The 15473-nt window shown below is 61.2% G+C and carries 15 protein-coding genes; 4 read left to right on the forward strand and 11 right to left on the reverse strand.

Annotation, left to right across the window (positions count from 1 at the left end):
• Window positions 1-95: 95 nt before the first annotated feature.
• Window positions 96-1304 (reverse strand): M24 family metallopeptidase, encoded by a 1209-nt coding sequence (locus tag CFI11_RS18270; protein WP_130408525.1) that lies wholly within the window; start codon window positions 1302-1304, stop codon window positions 96-98.
• A 103-nt stretch (window positions 1305-1407) separates the two neighbouring features.
• The gene (locus CFI11_RS18275) at window positions 1408-2196 is read right to left on the reverse strand and encodes an alpha/beta hydrolase (RefSeq protein ID WP_130408527.1); all 789 of its coding nucleotides are present in this window, start codon (window positions 2194-2196) and stop codon (window positions 1408-1410) included.
• 97 nt (window positions 2197-2293) lie between these two features.
• On the opposite strand from CFI11_RS18275, the gene CFI11_RS18280 reads away from it, so the two are divergent.
• Together CFI11_RS18280 and CFI11_RS18285 are read left to right on the forward strand one after the other, a co-directional pair.
• Window positions 2294-3769 carry an NAD-dependent succinate-semialdehyde dehydrogenase gene (locus tag CFI11_RS18280; RefSeq protein WP_130408529.1) on the forward strand — a complete coding sequence of 492 codons (1476 nt, stop codon included), beginning with the start codon at window positions 2294-2296 and terminating at the stop codon, window positions 3767-3769.
• Window positions 3770-3863: 94 nt separating this feature from the next.
• Window positions 3864-6023, forward strand: coding sequence for an esterase-like activity of phytase family protein (locus CFI11_RS18285; RefSeq protein WP_130408531.1), 2160 nt, complete (start codon window positions 3864-3866; stop codon window positions 6021-6023).
• A gap of 117 nt (window positions 6024-6140) precedes the next feature.
• On the opposite strand, the gene CFI11_RS18290 is transcribed toward CFI11_RS18285, so the two are convergent.
• The 6 genes from CFI11_RS18290 to CFI11_RS18315 form a co-directional block, all read right to left on the reverse strand.
• Window positions 6141-6611 carry an Hsp20 family protein gene (locus tag CFI11_RS18290; protein ID WP_130408533.1) on the reverse strand — a complete coding sequence of 157 codons (471 nt, stop codon included), beginning with the start codon at window positions 6609-6611 and terminating at the stop codon, window positions 6141-6143.
• A 128-nt stretch (window positions 6612-6739) separates the two neighbouring features.
• Window positions 6740-7561 (reverse strand): serine protease, encoded by an 822-nt coding sequence (locus CFI11_RS18295; protein WP_130408535.1) that lies wholly within the window; start codon window positions 7559-7561, stop codon window positions 6740-6742.
• A gap of 74 nt (window positions 7562-7635) precedes the next feature.
• Window positions 7636-8988, reverse strand: coding sequence for a glycolate oxidase subunit GlcF (gene glcF / locus CFI11_RS18300; protein ID WP_130408537.1), 1353 nt, complete (start codon window positions 8986-8988; stop codon window positions 7636-7638).
• Entirely contained in the window at window positions 8989-9342 is a 354-nt protein-coding gene (locus tag CFI11_RS18305; RefSeq protein ID WP_130408539.1) for a hypothetical protein, read from the reverse strand.
• Entirely contained in the window at window positions 9339-10451 is a 1113-nt protein-coding gene (locus CFI11_RS18310; protein WP_130408541.1) for an FAD-binding protein, read from the reverse strand. Before CFI11_RS18310 ends, CFI11_RS18305 begins: the two co-directional genes overlap by 4 nt.
• Before the next feature lie 50 nt (window positions 10452-10501).
• Window positions 10502-11950 carry an FAD-linked oxidase C-terminal domain-containing protein gene (locus CFI11_RS18315; RefSeq protein WP_130408543.1) on the reverse strand — a complete coding sequence of 483 codons (1449 nt, stop codon included), beginning with the start codon at window positions 11948-11950 and terminating at the stop codon, window positions 10502-10504.
• Window positions 11951-12070: 120 nt separating this feature from the next.
• Here CFI11_RS18315 and CFI11_RS18320 point away from each other — a divergent pair, with 120 nt between their 5' ends.
• Window positions 12071-12421, forward strand: a complete 351-nt coding sequence (locus CFI11_RS18320) for a hypothetical protein (RefSeq protein WP_130408545.1) — start codon at window positions 12071-12073, stop codon at window positions 12419-12421.
• Window positions 12422-12509: 88 nt separating this feature from the next.
• Here CFI11_RS18320 and rlmH read toward each other — a convergent pair whose 3' ends face one another.
• Together rlmH and rsfS are read right to left on the reverse strand one after the other, a co-directional pair.
• The gene (rlmH, locus tag CFI11_RS18325; RefSeq protein ID WP_130408547.1) at window positions 12510-12977 is read right to left on the reverse strand and encodes a 23S rRNA (pseudouridine(1915)-N(3))-methyltransferase RlmH; all 468 of its coding nucleotides are present in this window, start codon (window positions 12975-12977) and stop codon (window positions 12510-12512) included.
• Between the two features lie 9 nt (window positions 12978-12986).
• A complete protein-coding gene (rsfS, locus tag CFI11_RS18330) occupies window positions 12987-13349 on the reverse strand; it encodes a ribosome silencing factor (protein WP_130410077.1) in 363 nt (120 codons plus the stop codon).
• Between the two features lie 249 nt (window positions 13350-13598).
• Between rsfS and CFI11_RS18335 the strand changes: the two genes are divergently transcribed.
• Window positions 13599-14102 carry a hypothetical protein gene (locus CFI11_RS18335; RefSeq protein ID WP_130408549.1) on the forward strand — a complete coding sequence of 168 codons (504 nt, stop codon included), beginning with the start codon at window positions 13599-13601 and terminating at the stop codon, window positions 14100-14102.
• Here CFI11_RS18335 and CFI11_RS18340 read toward each other — a convergent pair.
• Window positions 14091-15452 (reverse strand): mechanosensitive ion channel family protein, encoded by a 1362-nt coding sequence (locus tag CFI11_RS18340; RefSeq protein WP_130408550.1) that lies wholly within the window; start codon window positions 15450-15452, stop codon window positions 14091-14093. The genes CFI11_RS18335 and CFI11_RS18340 overlap by 12 nt on opposite strands.
• Window positions 15453-15473: the final 21 nt, after the last annotated feature.

Here is a 15473-nt window from a genome sequence, read left to right on the forward strand (position 1 = left end):
CACATGAGGCACGACATCCCCACCGGCCCGAACGGAGCGTGGCGCAATCCTGGCGAAACACCTTCCGGCGGGGCGCTTCGGCTCCGCGATCAGGGCTAGCCGACCACGTTGAACTCTGGGCCATAGGGATAGCCGGTGATGTTTTCCGCACCATCCTCGGTGATGATCAGGATATCATGCTCGCGGTATCCTCCCGCGCCCGGCGCGCCTTGTGGAAGGGTCAACATCGGCTCCATGCTGATCACCATGCCCGGCTCCAGCACCGTGTCGATGTCTTCTCGCAATTCCAGGCCGGCCTCGCGTCCATAATAGTGGCTGAGCACGCCGAAGGAATGCCCGTAGCCAAAGCTTCGGTATTGCAGCAGATCACGCTCTTCGAAGAAGGCGTTGATCTGGTGGGTCACCTCTGCGCAACTCACCCCGGGCTTCAAAAGAGACATGCCATATTCATGTGCAGCGACATTCGCCTCCCAGATAGACAGCGACGCCGGGTCTACGTCCTGAACGAACATGGTCCGCTCAAGCGCTGTATAATAACCGGAAATCATGGGAAACGTGTTCAGGCTCAGGATATCGCCGCGCTCTAGAACGCGCGCTGTGACGGGATTATGCGCACCGTCCGTATTCAGCCCCGATTGAAACCAAACCCATGTGTCGCGATATTCCGCATCCGGAAAGGATTTGGCGATCTCAAGCTCCATCGCATCGCGGCCCGCCATGGCCACGTCGATCTCACGCGCGCCTGCTTTCACCGCGTCCCGGATCGCATACCCTCCGACATCCGCAACCCTCGCACCCTCTCGGATCAGCGCGATTTCCGCAGGGCTTTTGTGCATGCGTTGCCGCATCGTGGTCTGGGCAAGGCCCGCGACACCTTGCGGTTCAAGGAAGTCCTCCAGCTTGTCCCGCTGGATCACCGTCAGATGATCCCCTTCATAGCCGATGATACCGCCCGTTCCCGTCACCGACAGGATCGCCCGCCAGAAATTGTCCTGCGTCCAATCCGTGTAGGTGATGTTGTCACCATAAGACCGCCGCCAGGGCTGACCCGCGTCGATCCCGGCCGAGATCGTCACCATTTCGGTTTCCGTCACGACCAGCGCATAGGGCCGCCCGAACGCGCAGTAAAGAAAGCCGGAATAATAGGCGACATTGTGCATTGACGTGAGCAATGCCGCGGTGACCCCGCGATCCGCCATGCGCCGGCGGAGGTCTTTCACACGGGCCTCGTACTCGGACTCCTCAAACGGCAGCTTGACCTTCGAGCCATTGTGGAAACGGTGAAAATCTGGGCGGTCGGTCATTCAGACCCTCCTGATGCGGACAGGTCCCGGCGTGTGGGACGGATGGCAGCCTTCACTTCAGACGACGCCATCGTCTTCTTGGCCGTCAGCAACCGTTGGACGATCACGCCTGCCCGGTCAAGACTTGTGTCATATGGCTTTCTGGATCGCCGAGGTCATCGATCACGTCAAAATGGTGCCTGTCCGGCAAGACGACATGACCGCTTTCCCAAACCTCGGCCAGAAGTGCGGCCTGATCCAGAAAGGCCGGTCGCTCGTCCGCCCCGACCCAGACCGTCACGGGCACGCGCGGCTTTGGCTGGTAGATCGGACTTTCGGCCCGCGCTGCCTCTGCATCGAGTTGAAAGTCGTCGTTCATCGACGTCGACCTGAGCGGTTCCAGATCCGCCAGCGGGGAGATTGGAAGCATCGTCGCAATCCGTTCGGCAACATCTGCCGCAAGCATGCCGGGTGCCAGCATTCGCGCCACCAGATGCCCGCCCGCAGAATGTCCGGCCAGCGCGAGGGGACCGTGCGTCAGCCCGGCGACCGCCTCTGTGGCGCGCGCGACCTGCTGGGTTATGTCGGAAATCCGCACATTCGGACACAGATCATAGGAGGGCATGGCCACCGCCCAACCTGCGGCCAGCGGCCCTTGCGCCAGATGCGACCAACTGCTGCGATCAAAGGCGCGCCAATAGCCGCCATGCACGAAGATCACTGTGCCCCGCGCCTCAGCCTCCGGGTGGAAGAGGTCAAAGGCCTCCCGCTCCCCCGGACCATAGCTGTGGGTCTCCGCCCGCGCGCCAAGCCCGTCGCGAAAGGCGGATGCCTCCGCCGCCCAGCGCGGGGGATAATCGGCAGCCCCCGCGATATAGGCCCCGTTTGCATATGCGTCGTCCAGTTCACCCATGCCTTACCCCCGATCTGGAACTGGACAAACCTAAGCAGAGTTGCATTGTCAGCCCAAGCACAAAGTCAGCCCAAGCACAAAGCGAAAGGGGAGCGCCATGCTGGACACCACAACCAATCTGAAATCGCTGCTGAAGGATCCCAGCCTTTTGGTCACCCAAGCCTATATCGGGGGGGCCTGGGTCGATGGGGACGATGGCACCTTCGATGTCACCAACCCAGCCCGTGGGGATGTCGTGGCCGAGGTTGCTGATGTCAGCCGCGCACAGATCGCAGGCGCCATCGCGCAGGCGGAGGCCGCGCAGAAAGACTGGGCCAAATGGACCGGGAAAGAGCGCGCCGATGTCCTGCGCAAGTGGTTTGACCTGATGATGGAGCATCAGGATGACCTGGGCACCATCCTGACCGTCGAACAAGGCAAACCGCTCGCCGAGGCAAAAGGAGAGATCGCCTATGGCGCCTCCTTCATCGAGTTCTTCGCCGAGGAGGCAAAACGCATCTACGGCGAGACCATCCCTGGCCACCAACGCGACAAGCGCATCACAGTCATCAAGCAGCCCATCGGCGTGGCCGCGTCGATTACGCCGTGGAATTTTCCCAACGCGATGATCACGCGCAAGGCGGGCCCGGCCCTCGCCGCCGGCTGCAGCTTTGTCGCCCGGCCCGCCAAGGAAACCCCGCTTTCCGCCCTTGTCCTGGCCGAACTGGCCCACCGCGCGGGTATCCCGGCAGGCGTGTTCAGCGTCGTGCCCTCCTCGCGCTCCTCCGATGCGGGCAAGGAGTTTTGCGAAAACCCGGCGGTGCGGAAGCTGACCTTCACAGGCTCCACCGAAGTGGGGCGCATCCTGCTGCGCCAGGCCGCCGATCAGGTGATGAAATGCTCGATGGAGCTGGGCGGCAACGCACCCTTCATTGTCTTCGATGACGCCGATCTGGACGCCGCCGTCGAAGGCGCGATCCTTTGCAAGTTCCGCAACAACGGCCAGACCTGCGTGTGCGCCAACCGGATCTATGTGCAGGCCGGCGTATACGATGCGTTTGCCGAAAAGCTCAAGACCCGCGTCAGCGAGATGAAGGTCGGCGATGGGCTTGAGGACGGGACAGAGCTGGGCCCGCTCATCAATGCCGAAGCCTCCGACAAGGTGGTCGAACACATCAAGGATGCGACGGCGAAGGGCGCCACCATCCTCCTCGGCAACGATCGCGACGATTTGAGCGGCAATTTCTTCGCCCCCACCATCGTCACGGGCGTCACGCAGGACATGCAGGTCGCACAGGACGAAACGTTCGGCCCCCTCGCCCCGCTCTTCAAGTTCGAGGATGAGGACGATGTCATCGCCATGGCCAACGACACGATCTTTGGCCTCGCCTCGTACTTCTACGCCAAGGATCTCAGCCGGGTCTACAAGGTCGCCGAGGCGCTGGAATACGGCATTGTCGGCGTAAATACCGGCATTATCTCGACCGAGGTTGCGCCTTTTGGCGGGGTCAAGCAATCAGGCCTTGGCCGCGAAGGCTCCCACCACGGGATCGAGGAGTTTCTGGAGATGAAATACATCTGCATGTCGGTCTGAAACGCGGTTTTTCACAAAACTGAAACGCTCCCGTTACAAGGGCTTCACAGGCTGAGGCCAATCCCCACTCAGTCCAACTGAAGGGGAGTGGCCCATGACCATCCGCACGCTGTGCCTGACCTCTGCGCTCGCGCTGACAGCGCTGCCCGCTGCTGCAGAGATGAATTTCAACCGCATCGCCTCTTTCCCGGTGATCGCCAATATGGAAGACGGGGCCGACACGTTCCGCGAAAGCTCTGCCGAGATCATCGCGGCCACCGCGGACGGCCTGACGCTCGTCTACACTGACAGTCCTTTGGGCGTGATCGGCCTGATCGACATAAGCGACCCGGCCAATCCCGCCCCCCTGGGAACGATCAAGTTGCGGGGGGAGCCGACCTCCGTCGCGGTGATCGGCGAAACGGCCTTTGTCGGGGTAAACACCTCTGAAAGCTACACCGATCCCTCAGGCCTTCTGAAAGCAGTTGATATCGCTGGTAAATCCGAACTCGCCGCCTGCGATCTGGGGGGTCAGCCCGACAGCATCGCCGCAGCTCCCGACGGCAGCTTCATCGCGGTGGCCATCGAAAATGAACGGGACGAGGACCTTAATGACGGGCTCATCCCGCAAATGCCCGCCGGTGCTCTCGTGATGGTCGATATCGGCCCGGCCGGTTTGGACTGCACCAGCCTCCGCACCGTCGATTTGACCGGACTTGCCGACGTCGCCCCCTCTGACCCCGAGCCGGAATTCGTTGACATCAACAGCGCGGGCGAGACGGTTCTGACGCTTCAGGAAAACAACCATATCGTCGTGGTTTCGCGGGACGGCTCTATTCTAAGTCATTTCTCCGCTGGCGCTGTGGATCTGGAAAACATTGACGCCACAGATGAGCGCGGCGCGCTTATCTTCACGGAAAGCCAGCCCCGCCGCCTGCGCGAACCAGATGCGGTAAAATGGATCGACGACCAGCATTTTGCCACCGCCAATGAGGGCGACTACGAAGGTGGCTCCCGCGGCTGGACGATTTTTTCCAAGGACGGGACCGTCGTTTACGAAAACGGCACGGGCTTAGAACACGCCATCGTAGAGATCGGCCACTACCCCGACAAACGCTCCGACAGCAAAGGGGTCGAACCGGAATCCGTAACCTTCGACACCTTCGGCGGCACGCCGTTCATCTTTGTCGGCGCCGAGCGTGCCAGCATCATCGGCGTCTACGACGCGACGGATCCCGCCGCCCCGGTGCTGACGCAGCTTCTGCCCTCCGGCGTGGGGCCCGAAGGCTATGTCACGATCCCCGCCCGCAACCTCCTTTTGTCGGCCAATGAAACCGACCTGATCGGGGATGGCGGTGTACGGTCCCACGTGATGATCTATGAATATCAGGAGGCGCCCGCGGCCTATCCTCACCTCACCAGCGCCGCGATGGAGACGCTTACAGGCTGGGGTGCGCTGTCTGGCCTGGTCTCGGATGAGAGCGGCATGCTCTACGCCGTGAACGACAGCTTCTATGGCTACCAACCCACGATCTTCCGCATCGACCCGTCCCAGACACCGGCGCAGATAACCGACGCGATCCGCATCACCCGCGGGGGCTTTCCCGCGCAAAAACTCGATGTGGAAGGCATTACGTTGGATGGCCAAGGCGGATTCTGGGTCGCATCCGAAGGCCGCACCGACGGTGTGATCCCTCATGCGCTCTACCACGTGAATGCCGATGGCGTGATCCAGCGGGAAATCGGCCTGCCGCCCGAACTCATGGCCGTCGAAACCCGCTTCGGCTTCGAGGGTATCACAAAGGTCGGCAACATGCTCTGGATGGCAGTCCAGCGTGAATGGCAAGATGATCCGGCCGATCACGTGAAACTCCTGGCCTACGATCTGGAAACCGAAGAGTGGGGCGCCGTTCACTACCGCAAGGCCACGCCCGAAACCGGCTGGACCGGTCTTTCAGAGATCACGGCCCATGGGGAATACATCTATGTCATCGAACGCGACAACCAGCATGACGCCCGCGCGGTCACCAAGAAAATCTACCGCATTCCCCTGGCCGAGATGACGCCCGCGCCCCTCGGTACCGCGCTTCCCGTCGTCAGCAAGGAGGAGGTGCGCGACCTCATCCCCGACCTCACCTCGACCGGCGGCTATGTGCTCGACAAGGTCGAAGGCCTCGCCATCACACCGGATGGCACCGCCTATGTGGTCACCGACAATGACGGCGTCGACGACAGTTCCGGTGAGACGATGTTCTTCTCGATCGGGCAGATGTGACCCTTCATCTTGCCAGATAAACTCCCGCCGGAGGCCGCCTCCCCTTCAGGGGAGGCAAACAAAAGAAATGGCCCGGGGCATCGCCCCGGGCCTCCGTTTTCTCAAAAGTGCGATCAGTTAGTTAACGGCCTTGGCGTCAACCACATCCGTCTCGATCGCCTTGGCGCCGCTCGCAATCTCGATCCGGCGCGGTTTCAGTGCTTCGGGCACTTCGCGCTGCAGATCGATGTGGAGCATGCCGTTTTCATGGCTCGCACCGGTCACGCGGACATGATCAGCAAGATGGAACCGGCGCTCGAATGCGCGCGTGGCGATGCCGCGATGCAGATAGGTCCGCTCCTTGTCCTCTTCGGCTTTCCGCGCCGAAACGACGAGCGACTTTTCCTTCACCTCCACCGACAGATCGGCATCCGCGAAGCCTGCGACAGCAATCGAAATGCGATATGCATCATCGGCGGTTTTTTCGATGTTGTAAGGGGGATAGCTCGGCTGGCTGACATCGTTGGTCAGAACCCGGTCCATCATATCGGCAATCTGGTCGAACCCGACAGTCGCGCGGTAAAGCGGAGCAAAATCAAACGTACGCATAGGTCGTTATCCTCATTCGTTGAGCGATGTTGACATGAGCCCTCCATTCGGACGAGCCCGGTTTGAAAGCGCCGGAACCCAGCTTTGGCATCCCGACATTCCTCAGATGGGAAGCGATAAACCGCCTGTCAAGACCCGCCCGGACGCACGAATTTCGCACCCGTTTCGCGCCGGGCGTCCCCCACGGTGATGCGGTTGACGCGCGGCGCTGGTGCGACGGCAAACCCCTCTCCCGCCTCCAGACGGGCCTTTAAAAGGCTGAGTGGCTCATCGAGCGCCGTGCCCAGGGCGACTTTCTCGCCGTGGACTTCGGCCTTCGCGGATACGACCGACACGATCTGCGGGCGCCCTGCCTCAAAACTGAAAATCGGAGCGCCCGAAGATCCGAAATCCACATTGCAGGACATCACCAGAACACCCTGCTGGCGCGCCAGCACCGCACAGACTTCCTGAAGGGAAGGCGCGTTCGCACGATCCATCGCATAGGACACTACGCCGACCTGGTCGCCCGCCACGGGGCGCGGCGCGGTCTCAAAGGGAACAACGGTTGTATTTCGGATTTCCCGGCGCAGCTCTAGCAGCGCCACATCGTTACGCACCCGTTCGGACGACACCGCATCGCCGTAATCATAGTTCGGATGCACGACCGCACGTTTGACCATACGGTAGGCCGACGCGCGGCCATTGCGCCAGCCGGCGCGAAACTCTATCGTTTCCGGGTTGATCTGCTTTCCGGTAGTCTTGTCAAAAAGACAATGCGCCGCCGTCAAGACAAGGTCGGGCGCGATCAGCGCTCCGGTACAAAAGCCCGCTCCGCTGATGTCGAGCTGTCCCACCGCCTGCCATGCGCGGCCGGCATCGGTCGTATCAAGACTTTGCAACCGCGCATCCTGAGCCTGAGCCGTTAGAGGAATGACCGAAAAAACAAATGCAATGAGCAGGCGCCGCAAGAGAAAACTCCTTTATCCGTCACCTGCCGCGATAGCTGCGAGTTAAGGCGAAATTGGGGCACGACCCTGACGACCTATCGCAGGATCGGCACTTCCGGCGGTTTATCGCTCATACCTGCAAGCGCGGGCGGCTTCGGACCCCCCGTCATCCAATCAAGAAGTTCCACGGTGTGCACAACAGGAACCTCCGTTCCCGAACCGATCTGCATCATACAGCCGATATTCCCCGCAGCGATGACATCCGGGGTCTTTGCCTCCAGCGTCTTCACTTTGCGATCCTTGAGTTTCTTCGAGATCTCGGGCTGCATCAGGTTGTAGGTTCCGGCAGATCCACAGCAAAGATGGCTGTCCGCAGGTTCAACCACGTGAAAGCCTGCCCGTTTCAGCAGATCCTTCGGGTAGGTCTTGATCTGTTGGCCGTGCTGCAGTGAACAAGCCGCATGATAAGCCACGGTCACAGGGCCCGCCGCATCATCGGCAGGGGCTTTTTCGAATGCGCTGGCGCCTTCCGGCAGAAGCTCGATCAGCACTTCTGACACGTCCTTCGCCAGCTCGGACACCCGGGCTGCATCCTGTGCCAGGGCTTCGTTTCGGAACATGTGACCGTAATCCTTGACCGTCGTCCCACATCCGCTGGTGTTGATGACAATGGCATCCAGCCCCTCACCGTCCAGTTCCCGGGCCCAGGCCTTGATATTCTTGGCGGCCGTGGCATGGCTTTCGGACGTCTTGCCCATATGGTGTGTCAGCGCCCCGCAGCACCCCGCACCCTCCGCCACCACCACTTCGCATCCCAGCCGTGTCAGTAGCCTGATCGTCGCGTCGTTGATGTCGGTATTCAGCGCCCGTTGTGCGCAGCCGGTCATCAGGGCAACCCGCTTGCGACGCGCCCCCGCCGGTTCGAAGCTTTGCGGATCGTCGTTGCGGCTCACCGGCGGGATCTGCCGGGGCGCCATGTCGAGCATCGCGCGCAGCCGCGCATCCGGGACCAGCGGCGCGAACGGGCGCCCGATCTTCGCCGCCAGCAAGGCCACGCGAAACCGCATCGGATAGGGCAGGATCCGCGCCAGAACCCAGCGCAGGGCCCGGTCACTCCATGGCCGGTCATAGTGCTGCTCGATATATTCCCGCGCGTGATCGACCAGGTGCATATAGTGGACCCCAGACGGGCAGGTGGTCATGCAGGCCAGGCAGCTCAGACACCGATCAATGTGCTTGACGGTCTTTTCATCCGGGACACGTTCATTTTCCAGCATGTCCTTGATCAGGTAAATCCGCCCACGCGGACTGTCGAGCTCGTCACCCAATACCTGATAGGTCGGGCAGGTCGCGGTGCAAAATCCGCAATGCACGCAACTGCGCAAGATCTCGTTCGAGCGTTGGATCGCCGGATCGGCGAGCTGCTCTTCGGTAAAATGTGTCTGCATCTAACCTGCCATCGTCTGTGCGATTACAATTCCGAACCACGGGATCGTGGCCCCTATCGCCGCGACCGCGGCGGTCCAGCGGCGGGCTTTTGGCGGATCCTCCAACATCAGTCGCAGAACCTGACCCACCAGCGCCATCGAGATCACCCACGCAACCCATAGCAGCAGCGGTGTGACGAAGGCCCCGCCTGTCGCCATCAGCGACCAGCCAAAAGCCCCGACGATCAGCAGGCCAATACCACCGCCAAGCAACCGCACTTCCCGACCTCCGGGCGCGCGGCTGAGAAGCACCAGAGCAAACGCGGGACCCAAAAGGAAGATGAGCGCATAGGCCAGAACAAGCGCTGCATTCATCCCATCAGTCCGGCATTCAGTATTCCGCGCGGATCGAACCGCGCCCGCAAACCAGCGGACAGGGCCGCCAAAGGCGCAGGCTGAGGTTGGAACATGCCAAGGCTCTGCCGGATCTTCGGAGCTCCGCGGACAAGTGTTGCATGTCCATCAATTTGCCCTGCCTTGGCACGCAAATCCGTGCCTTCGGGCAGACGCAGCCAGATCAGGCCGCCGCCCCAGTCGTAAAGTGCCGCCTCCGGCCGAAGCCGCGCAACAAGCGCCGGTGCGTCGGTCGGTTTCGTCGAGATCCGCCAGACATCGCCGGGCGCCCCGGCAAAAGCCTCAACATCCCGAATGCTTCTCCAAAGCTCTCGCGATTTCGTGACATCCTGCTCAACCTCTGCCGGACCAAAAGACCCAAGCGCCTCTGTCAGAGCCCCCGCACGATAGAGGACAGATCGGGCAAACCCTTCCAGGCGCAACGACGTGACTTTCGTCGCCGGATCATGCGCTGCGGCTGTCACCTCGTAGGGAGAAGACAGGGCAGCCGACATCGCGCGAACGGCATCTCTGTCCTCCAGACCGGACAGTTGCAGGGTCAGCTCGGCCTCAACACCCGGCAGGACCTTGAAGGACACTTCGCTCAATACGCCAAGCGTCCCACAGGCCCCGCTCATCAGCTTCACGAGATCATATCCCGTGACGTTCTTCATCACCCGACCGCCATTCTTGACGATCGCCCCCGCGCCATCGACATATCGCACACCCAGCAGGAAGTCCCGCGCCGCCCCGGCCTGTATGCGCCTGGGCCCGCTGACATTCGCGGCCATCACCCCTCCGATCGTGGGCTCGCCGCTTGTGCCCAGAAGCGCCCGATGATCCATCGGCTCAAAGGCCAGCCGCTGGTTCTCCGCCGCAAGCGCCGCCTCGATCTCGGCCACCGGTGTCCCGGCCTGTGCCACCAGGGTCAGCGCGCCCGGCTCGTAAAGTGTGATGCCGCTCAGCCCCGATGTGCTCAGCGCCTCGCCCTCGGGGGTCATGCCCCTGGTCCCACCGCCCTGCACGGCCAATGGTCCATCTGCGTCTACAATGATGTCGGCCAGATCGGCCTCTGTCTCGGGTCTCAGCATGCTTCTTCTCGATCCCAATACGGCGGGGGTCCGGGGGCTGGCCCCCGGGGTTACTCCGCGGCCAGTCTTGCGGTCCGCCGGCCCTCGGACACCGACAGGGGAAAGACCTTCGCCGGGTTCAACAGCCAATGCGGGTCGAACACATCCTTGACCGCCATCTGTGCCTCCAGATCTTCGGGCGAATACTGGTGCAGCATCAGATCTCGCTTTTCGATGCCCACGCCGTGCTCACCGGTCAGACAGCCTCCAACCTCCACACACAGCTTCAGGATCTCCGCCCCGAACGCCTCACACGTCTCAAGATCCCCCGGCTTATTGGCATCAAACAGGATCAGGGGATGCATATTGCCGTCGCCGGCGTGAAACACATTGCCCACATCCAGCCCGAACTCCTCCGACATTTCGCCGATCCGCCGCAACACGTAAGGCAGGCTCGATACCGGGATCGTGCCATCCAGGCACATGTAATCGTTGATCTGCCCCATCGCGCCAAAAGCGCTTTTGCGACCCAGCCAGATCTTGGCGCTCTCCTCCGCCGATCCGCTTTCTTTCAGCGCAACCGGATTATGGCGCTTGGCGATCTCCACGATCTTCTCAAGCTGTTCGTCAATCTCCGCCTCGGATCCCTCGACTTCCACGATCAGAAGCGCCTCGCAATCGGGGTAACCCGCCTTGGCGAAATTCTCGCAGCTCTGGATGCAAAGCCGATCCATGAACTCGATTGCCACCGGCAAAACACCCGCCTTGATGATGTCGCTAACGCAGGCGCCCGCGACCTCGTTGTCGTCGAACCCCATCAGCACCGGCCTCGCGCCCTCCGGCTTGCGCAGTATGCGCAGCGTCGCCTCCGTCACCACGCCCAACTGCCCTTCAGAGCCGCAGATGACGCCCAGCAGGTCCAGACCACCCGCATCCAGATGCGCGCCGCCGATCTCGATAACGGTGCCGTCCATCATCACCATCGTGACGCCCAGAAGATTGTTGGTGGTCACCCCGTATTTCAGGCAATGCGCCCCGCCAGAATTCATCGCGATATTGCCCGCAATCGCGCAGGCAAGCTGCGAGGACGGATCCGGCGCATAGAAAAAGTCTTCTTCTTCGACCGCGCCTGTGACGCTGAGATTTGTCCGTCCGGATTGAACGCGGATGATGCGGTTTTCATAATCCGTCTCCAGGACCTCGTTCATCCGCGCCACGCCCAGGATCACGCAATCCGCGGTCGGCAGCGCCCCCCCTGCCAGAGATGTTCCTGACCCGCGCGGCACCACCGGCACGCCTTCGTCGTGACAAATGCGCAAGACGTCCGACACCTCCTGGGTCGAGGCCGGCAGCACGGCCAGCATCGGAGGACATTTATAAGCCGTCAGCGCATCGCATTCGTAAGCGCGCGTCTCCGCTTCATCGGAGATGACCGCGTCCGCCGGCAGAACGTCACGCAACCGCGCCTCCAGACGCGCTTTGCGCGACAGGATCAGGGGGTCGGGGGTCGGCATTTCCATGGCACTTCTCCTCTTTTGGTAAATTAATATTACCAATTTTGCGAAATCGCAAGTCCAAAGATCCGGGCGTCACACGGTCTCGTGACAGACAAACCTTTCCCGATCCCTTATGCTGACGGCATGAGATATTTTTTTGCAGTCTTCGCGCTTCTTCTCGCAGCCCCACTTGCTGCCGATCCGCCCCAGATCGAAGAGGTAACGGCCACCAAATCCGGTACGACCTGGCGTTTTGACGTCACGATCCGCCACCCCGACACCGGTTGGGATCACTACGCGGACGGCTGGCGGGTTCTCGATATGGACGGCAACGAATTGGGCATGCGGGTCCTGCACCACCCGCACGAGACCGAGCAGCCGTTCACCCGCTCTCTTTCCGGCGTCGCCATTCCCGAAGGCCTCACTCAGGTCCAGATCGAGGCGCGCTGTTCCGTCGACGGGTGGAGCGCAATCACCACGGTCGACTTGCCCTGACAGTCTGCTTAGGGGCGGCAACCGGTCTTCTCCGTAGGAGAGGACCGGATATCACGTGTCGGGCAAGCCCGCCTCATTTCCAAAGCAGTTAACTCCGGTGGTATGGGCCACCCGCCAGGATTGTCGCGGCCCGGTACAATTGCTCGGCCAGCATCACACGCACCAGCATATGCGGCCAGACCATCTTTCCAAAAGACAAGCTAAACTGAGCTTCGGCTCGCAACCCACGGTCAATGCCATCCGCGCCGCCGATCACAAAGGCAACATCCCGAACATCCCCTCGCCATCGATCCAGCTTGGCGGCGAAATCGGGGGACGTCATAAGGCTGCCGCGTTCATCAAGTGTCACGACATATGCCGCGGTTGGAATGACGCCCCGCAAAAGATCCGCTTCAGCGGCCATGCCGCGTGACTTGCGATCCTCCACCTCGCGCTCGCTCGCCGGGCCCAGACCCAACGCCCGGCCGGTTCGGTTGAACCGTTTGAGATAGTCGTCCGTGAGCGCGCGCTCCTCACCCGACCTCAGCCGACCCACCGCGCAAATGTGAACGCGCATTCAGAAAGATCAGGCTTCCTGCGCCGCGGTCCCCGCCGGCAACCACATCTTTTCAAGCTGATAGAACTCGCGCACCTCGGGCCGAAAGATATGGACGACCACATCGCCGGTATCGATCAGCACCCAGTCTCCGGCATCTTTGCCTTCGACGCGGCTGAGCCGCCCGAACTCCTGCTTGAGGCGATCCACGAGCTTTTCGGCCATCGCCGCCACCTGACGTGTAGAGCGGCCCGAACAAATCACCATGTAGTCGCCGATGGCTGTCTTGCCGCGCAGGTCAATCTGCACAACCTCTTCAGCCTTGTCGTCTTGCAGTGAGGATATGATGCGCGCCAACAGCTCTTCGCTGGAAGGCTCGGGTTGGCTGGCCATCCGACCAGTCCGATCGTCAGCGGCATATGCCGCATCAACGTGGGATGACAGAACGGTGTCCTCCATGTAACGCGCCGCCAAAACCCCGGCGCAGGGCGTATATCAAGGGTAACAAGCCAAAGGTGACATTTCAATGAAACTGATAAAGGGGCAGCGCGAGATTGCACAGGCACGTTGCGTCTTCATTGTTTTTACAAATGAATTCAAAGGCGCTAGGGTCACCCGGTGAGATATCGGGAGGAGATGCGGATGCGGCGAAGCCCCGCACCAGTGATGACACTTGCGCTCTATTTCATCGCGCTTTGCCTGTCGGTCCGGGAGGCGGCTGCCAGCGGCGATACCCGCTGGGCGGTTTTCACGCCAGAGGTCATCTTCTACCAGGAAGATGCGCCCGGAGCGGGCGTCGTCTATCCGGATCGCCACGCGCTCATCTACTATATCTCCGAGCATGATGGGTGGCTGGCAACGCTCACGCTCTCGACGCCCGCCGTGGTGACATCGGTCACCTCCCGCCTTGTGCGCAAGGACGGTCTGTCGGCGTCTCTGATCCTGGATGAAAACAAGATGATCAGCGCCTATGACCACGAAACCCGACGCGCGACCATCAGCTTCGCATTTGCGGCCGAAGACATCGAACGGTTTCAATCCGCGATTGAATGGCTCGTGGAAACCGAGTTTGGCACGGTCAGCTTCTCGCTTTCCGGCTCCCACGCCGCGCTCAAGCAGCTTTTGCAGGTGACGTCAGGAACGTGAACCCGCCCCGTCCTGCAACGTCAGAACGGGATGCTTCTCGCTGGGTTCTTCCAGCATCCGCACCTCGCGCTGCGGAAACGGGATCGAGATACCGTGCGCCTGAAAGGCATCCCAAAGCGCGAGATAGACATTGCCACGAATATTCGTCAGCCCCCCGGTCGGGTCAGTGATCCAGAACCGCAATATGTAATCGACGCTGCTGTCCCCAAAGCCCACGATGTGGCACACGGGCGGTTTGAAATCGAGAACACGCTCAACACGCTGCGCGGCCTCCACGGCAATGGCGCGCACCTTGTGAGGGTCATCGTGATAGGCCGTGCCGAAATAGATATCGAGCCGCACAAACTCGTTCGAATGAGACCAGTTGACCACCTGGCCGGTGATCAGATCCTCATTCGGGATCAGGAACTCTTTCCCGTCCCGGGTTACGACTGAAACATAGCGCGCGCCAAGCGAATTGATCCAGCCGAAGGTTTCACCCAGTGAGATGACGTCACCCGGCTTGATCGACTTGTCCAGCAGGATGATGACCCCTGAGACGAGGTTCGACACGACCTTCTGAAGGCCAAAGCCCAGACCTAGTCCAATCGCCCCGGACAGAAAGGCGAGGCCCGTCAGATCGATTCCGACCGATTGAACACCGATCAGGATCGCGGCGCCGTAGACGAAGACCTGCACGCCCTTGACGGCCAGCACCTGCATCGAAGGAGAAATGTCCTCGTTGCGGCGGATATTCGAAGAGGCCGTCTGCGCGATCAGCCGCGCCGCAGTGAACATGATGCCGATCACCACCAGCGCCGTCAGGATCGTAAGGACCGACAGCCTTACCTCTCCGATATTGAAATCCAGGCTGTCCAGAAACGCGGTCGTCTCGTCGACGAGGGTCAGATAATAAAGCGTCGCATAGATCCAGAGCGACCAGCTGACCAGCCGACGCAGAAACTTGTTTCTGACGATCCGCGCCGCGAAACCGATAAAGAGCCACACGGTGACAAGTGTCGCGGCAAGGCCGATCCAATAACTGCGCGATGGCCAGGTGACCTGCTGCATGACCAGATAGATGAACCAGGCCATGAGCGCGAAGAAGATCAAAAGAAGCCGCTGGCGCACCTGGACGATCAGGCGCAGCCGCCATTTCGGCCAGCCCTCCCGACTGCGGGCCCAGGCCTGGAGGCGGGGTTCGGTCACCAGCTTCAGAACATAAGCCGCTGCCATCAGCGCAAGTATGATGAGGACCTGGTTCTGACGCCAGCCCGGGGTCAGAAGCCCCTGCAGAAACACCAGCACATCGGTCCAGACACTCAAAGCGGTGTCCGTAAGAGATGCGAAATTCGTCTGCTCTTGATCCATCAGCCCGCCTTTTTTGGCAAA

The sequence above is a fragment of the Thalassococcus sp. S3 genome (assembly GCF_004216475.1).
Taxonomy (GTDB): Bacteria; Pseudomonadota; Alphaproteobacteria; order Rhodobacterales; family Rhodobacteraceae.

What these genes read in the sequence shown, in the direction of transcription:
- CFI11_RS18305 (WP_130408539.1), bottom strand. Translation starts at nt 9,342, where the DNA reads ATGAATGCAGCGCTTGTTCTGGCCTATGCGCTCATCTTCCTTTTGGGT.
- CFI11_RS18335 (WP_130408549.1), top strand. Translation starts at nt 13,599, where the DNA reads ATGCGGCGAAGCCCCGCACCAGTGATGACACTTGCGCTCTATTTCATC.
- CFI11_RS18315 (WP_130408543.1), bottom strand. Translation starts at nt 11,950, where the DNA reads ATGGAAATGCCGACCCCCGACCCCCTGATCCTGTCGCGCAAAGCGCGT.
- rsfS (WP_130410077.1), bottom strand. Translation starts at nt 13,349, where the DNA reads ATGGCCAGCCAACCCGAGCCTTCCAGCGAAGAGCTGTTGGCGCGCATC.
- CFI11_RS18340 (WP_130408550.1), bottom strand. Translation starts at nt 15,452, where the DNA reads ATGGATCAAGAGCAGACGAATTTCGCATCTCTTACGGACACCGCTTTG.
- CFI11_RS18310 (WP_130408541.1), bottom strand. Translation starts at nt 10,451, where the DNA reads ATGCTGAGACCCGAGACAGAGGCCGATCTGGCCGACATCATTGTAGAC.
- CFI11_RS18275 (WP_130408527.1), bottom strand. Translation starts at nt 2,196, where the DNA reads ATGGGTGAACTGGACGACGCATATGCAAACGGGGCCTATATCGCGGGG.
- CFI11_RS18290 (WP_130408533.1), bottom strand. Translation starts at nt 6,611, where the DNA reads ATGCGTACGTTTGATTTTGCTCCGCTTTACCGCGCGACTGTCGGGTTC.
- CFI11_RS18285 (WP_130408531.1), top strand. Translation starts at nt 3,864, where the DNA reads ATGACCATCCGCACGCTGTGCCTGACCTCTGCGCTCGCGCTGACAGCG.
- rlmH (WP_130408547.1), bottom strand. Translation starts at nt 12,977, where the DNA reads ATGCGCGTTCACATTTGCGCGGTGGGTCGGCTGAGGTCGGGTGAGGAG.
- CFI11_RS18280 (WP_130408529.1), top strand. Translation starts at nt 2,294, where the DNA reads ATGCTGGACACCACAACCAATCTGAAATCGCTGCTGAAGGATCCCAGC.
- glcF (WP_130408537.1), bottom strand. Translation starts at nt 8,988, where the DNA reads ATGCAGACACATTTTACCGAAGAGCAGCTCGCCGATCCGGCGATCCAA.
- CFI11_RS18320 (WP_130408545.1), top strand. Translation starts at nt 12,071, where the DNA reads ATGAGATATTTTTTTGCAGTCTTCGCGCTTCTTCTCGCAGCCCCACTT.
- CFI11_RS18270 (WP_130408525.1), bottom strand. Translation starts at nt 1,304, where the DNA reads ATGACCGACCGCCCAGATTTTCACCGTTTCCACAATGGCTCGAAGGTC.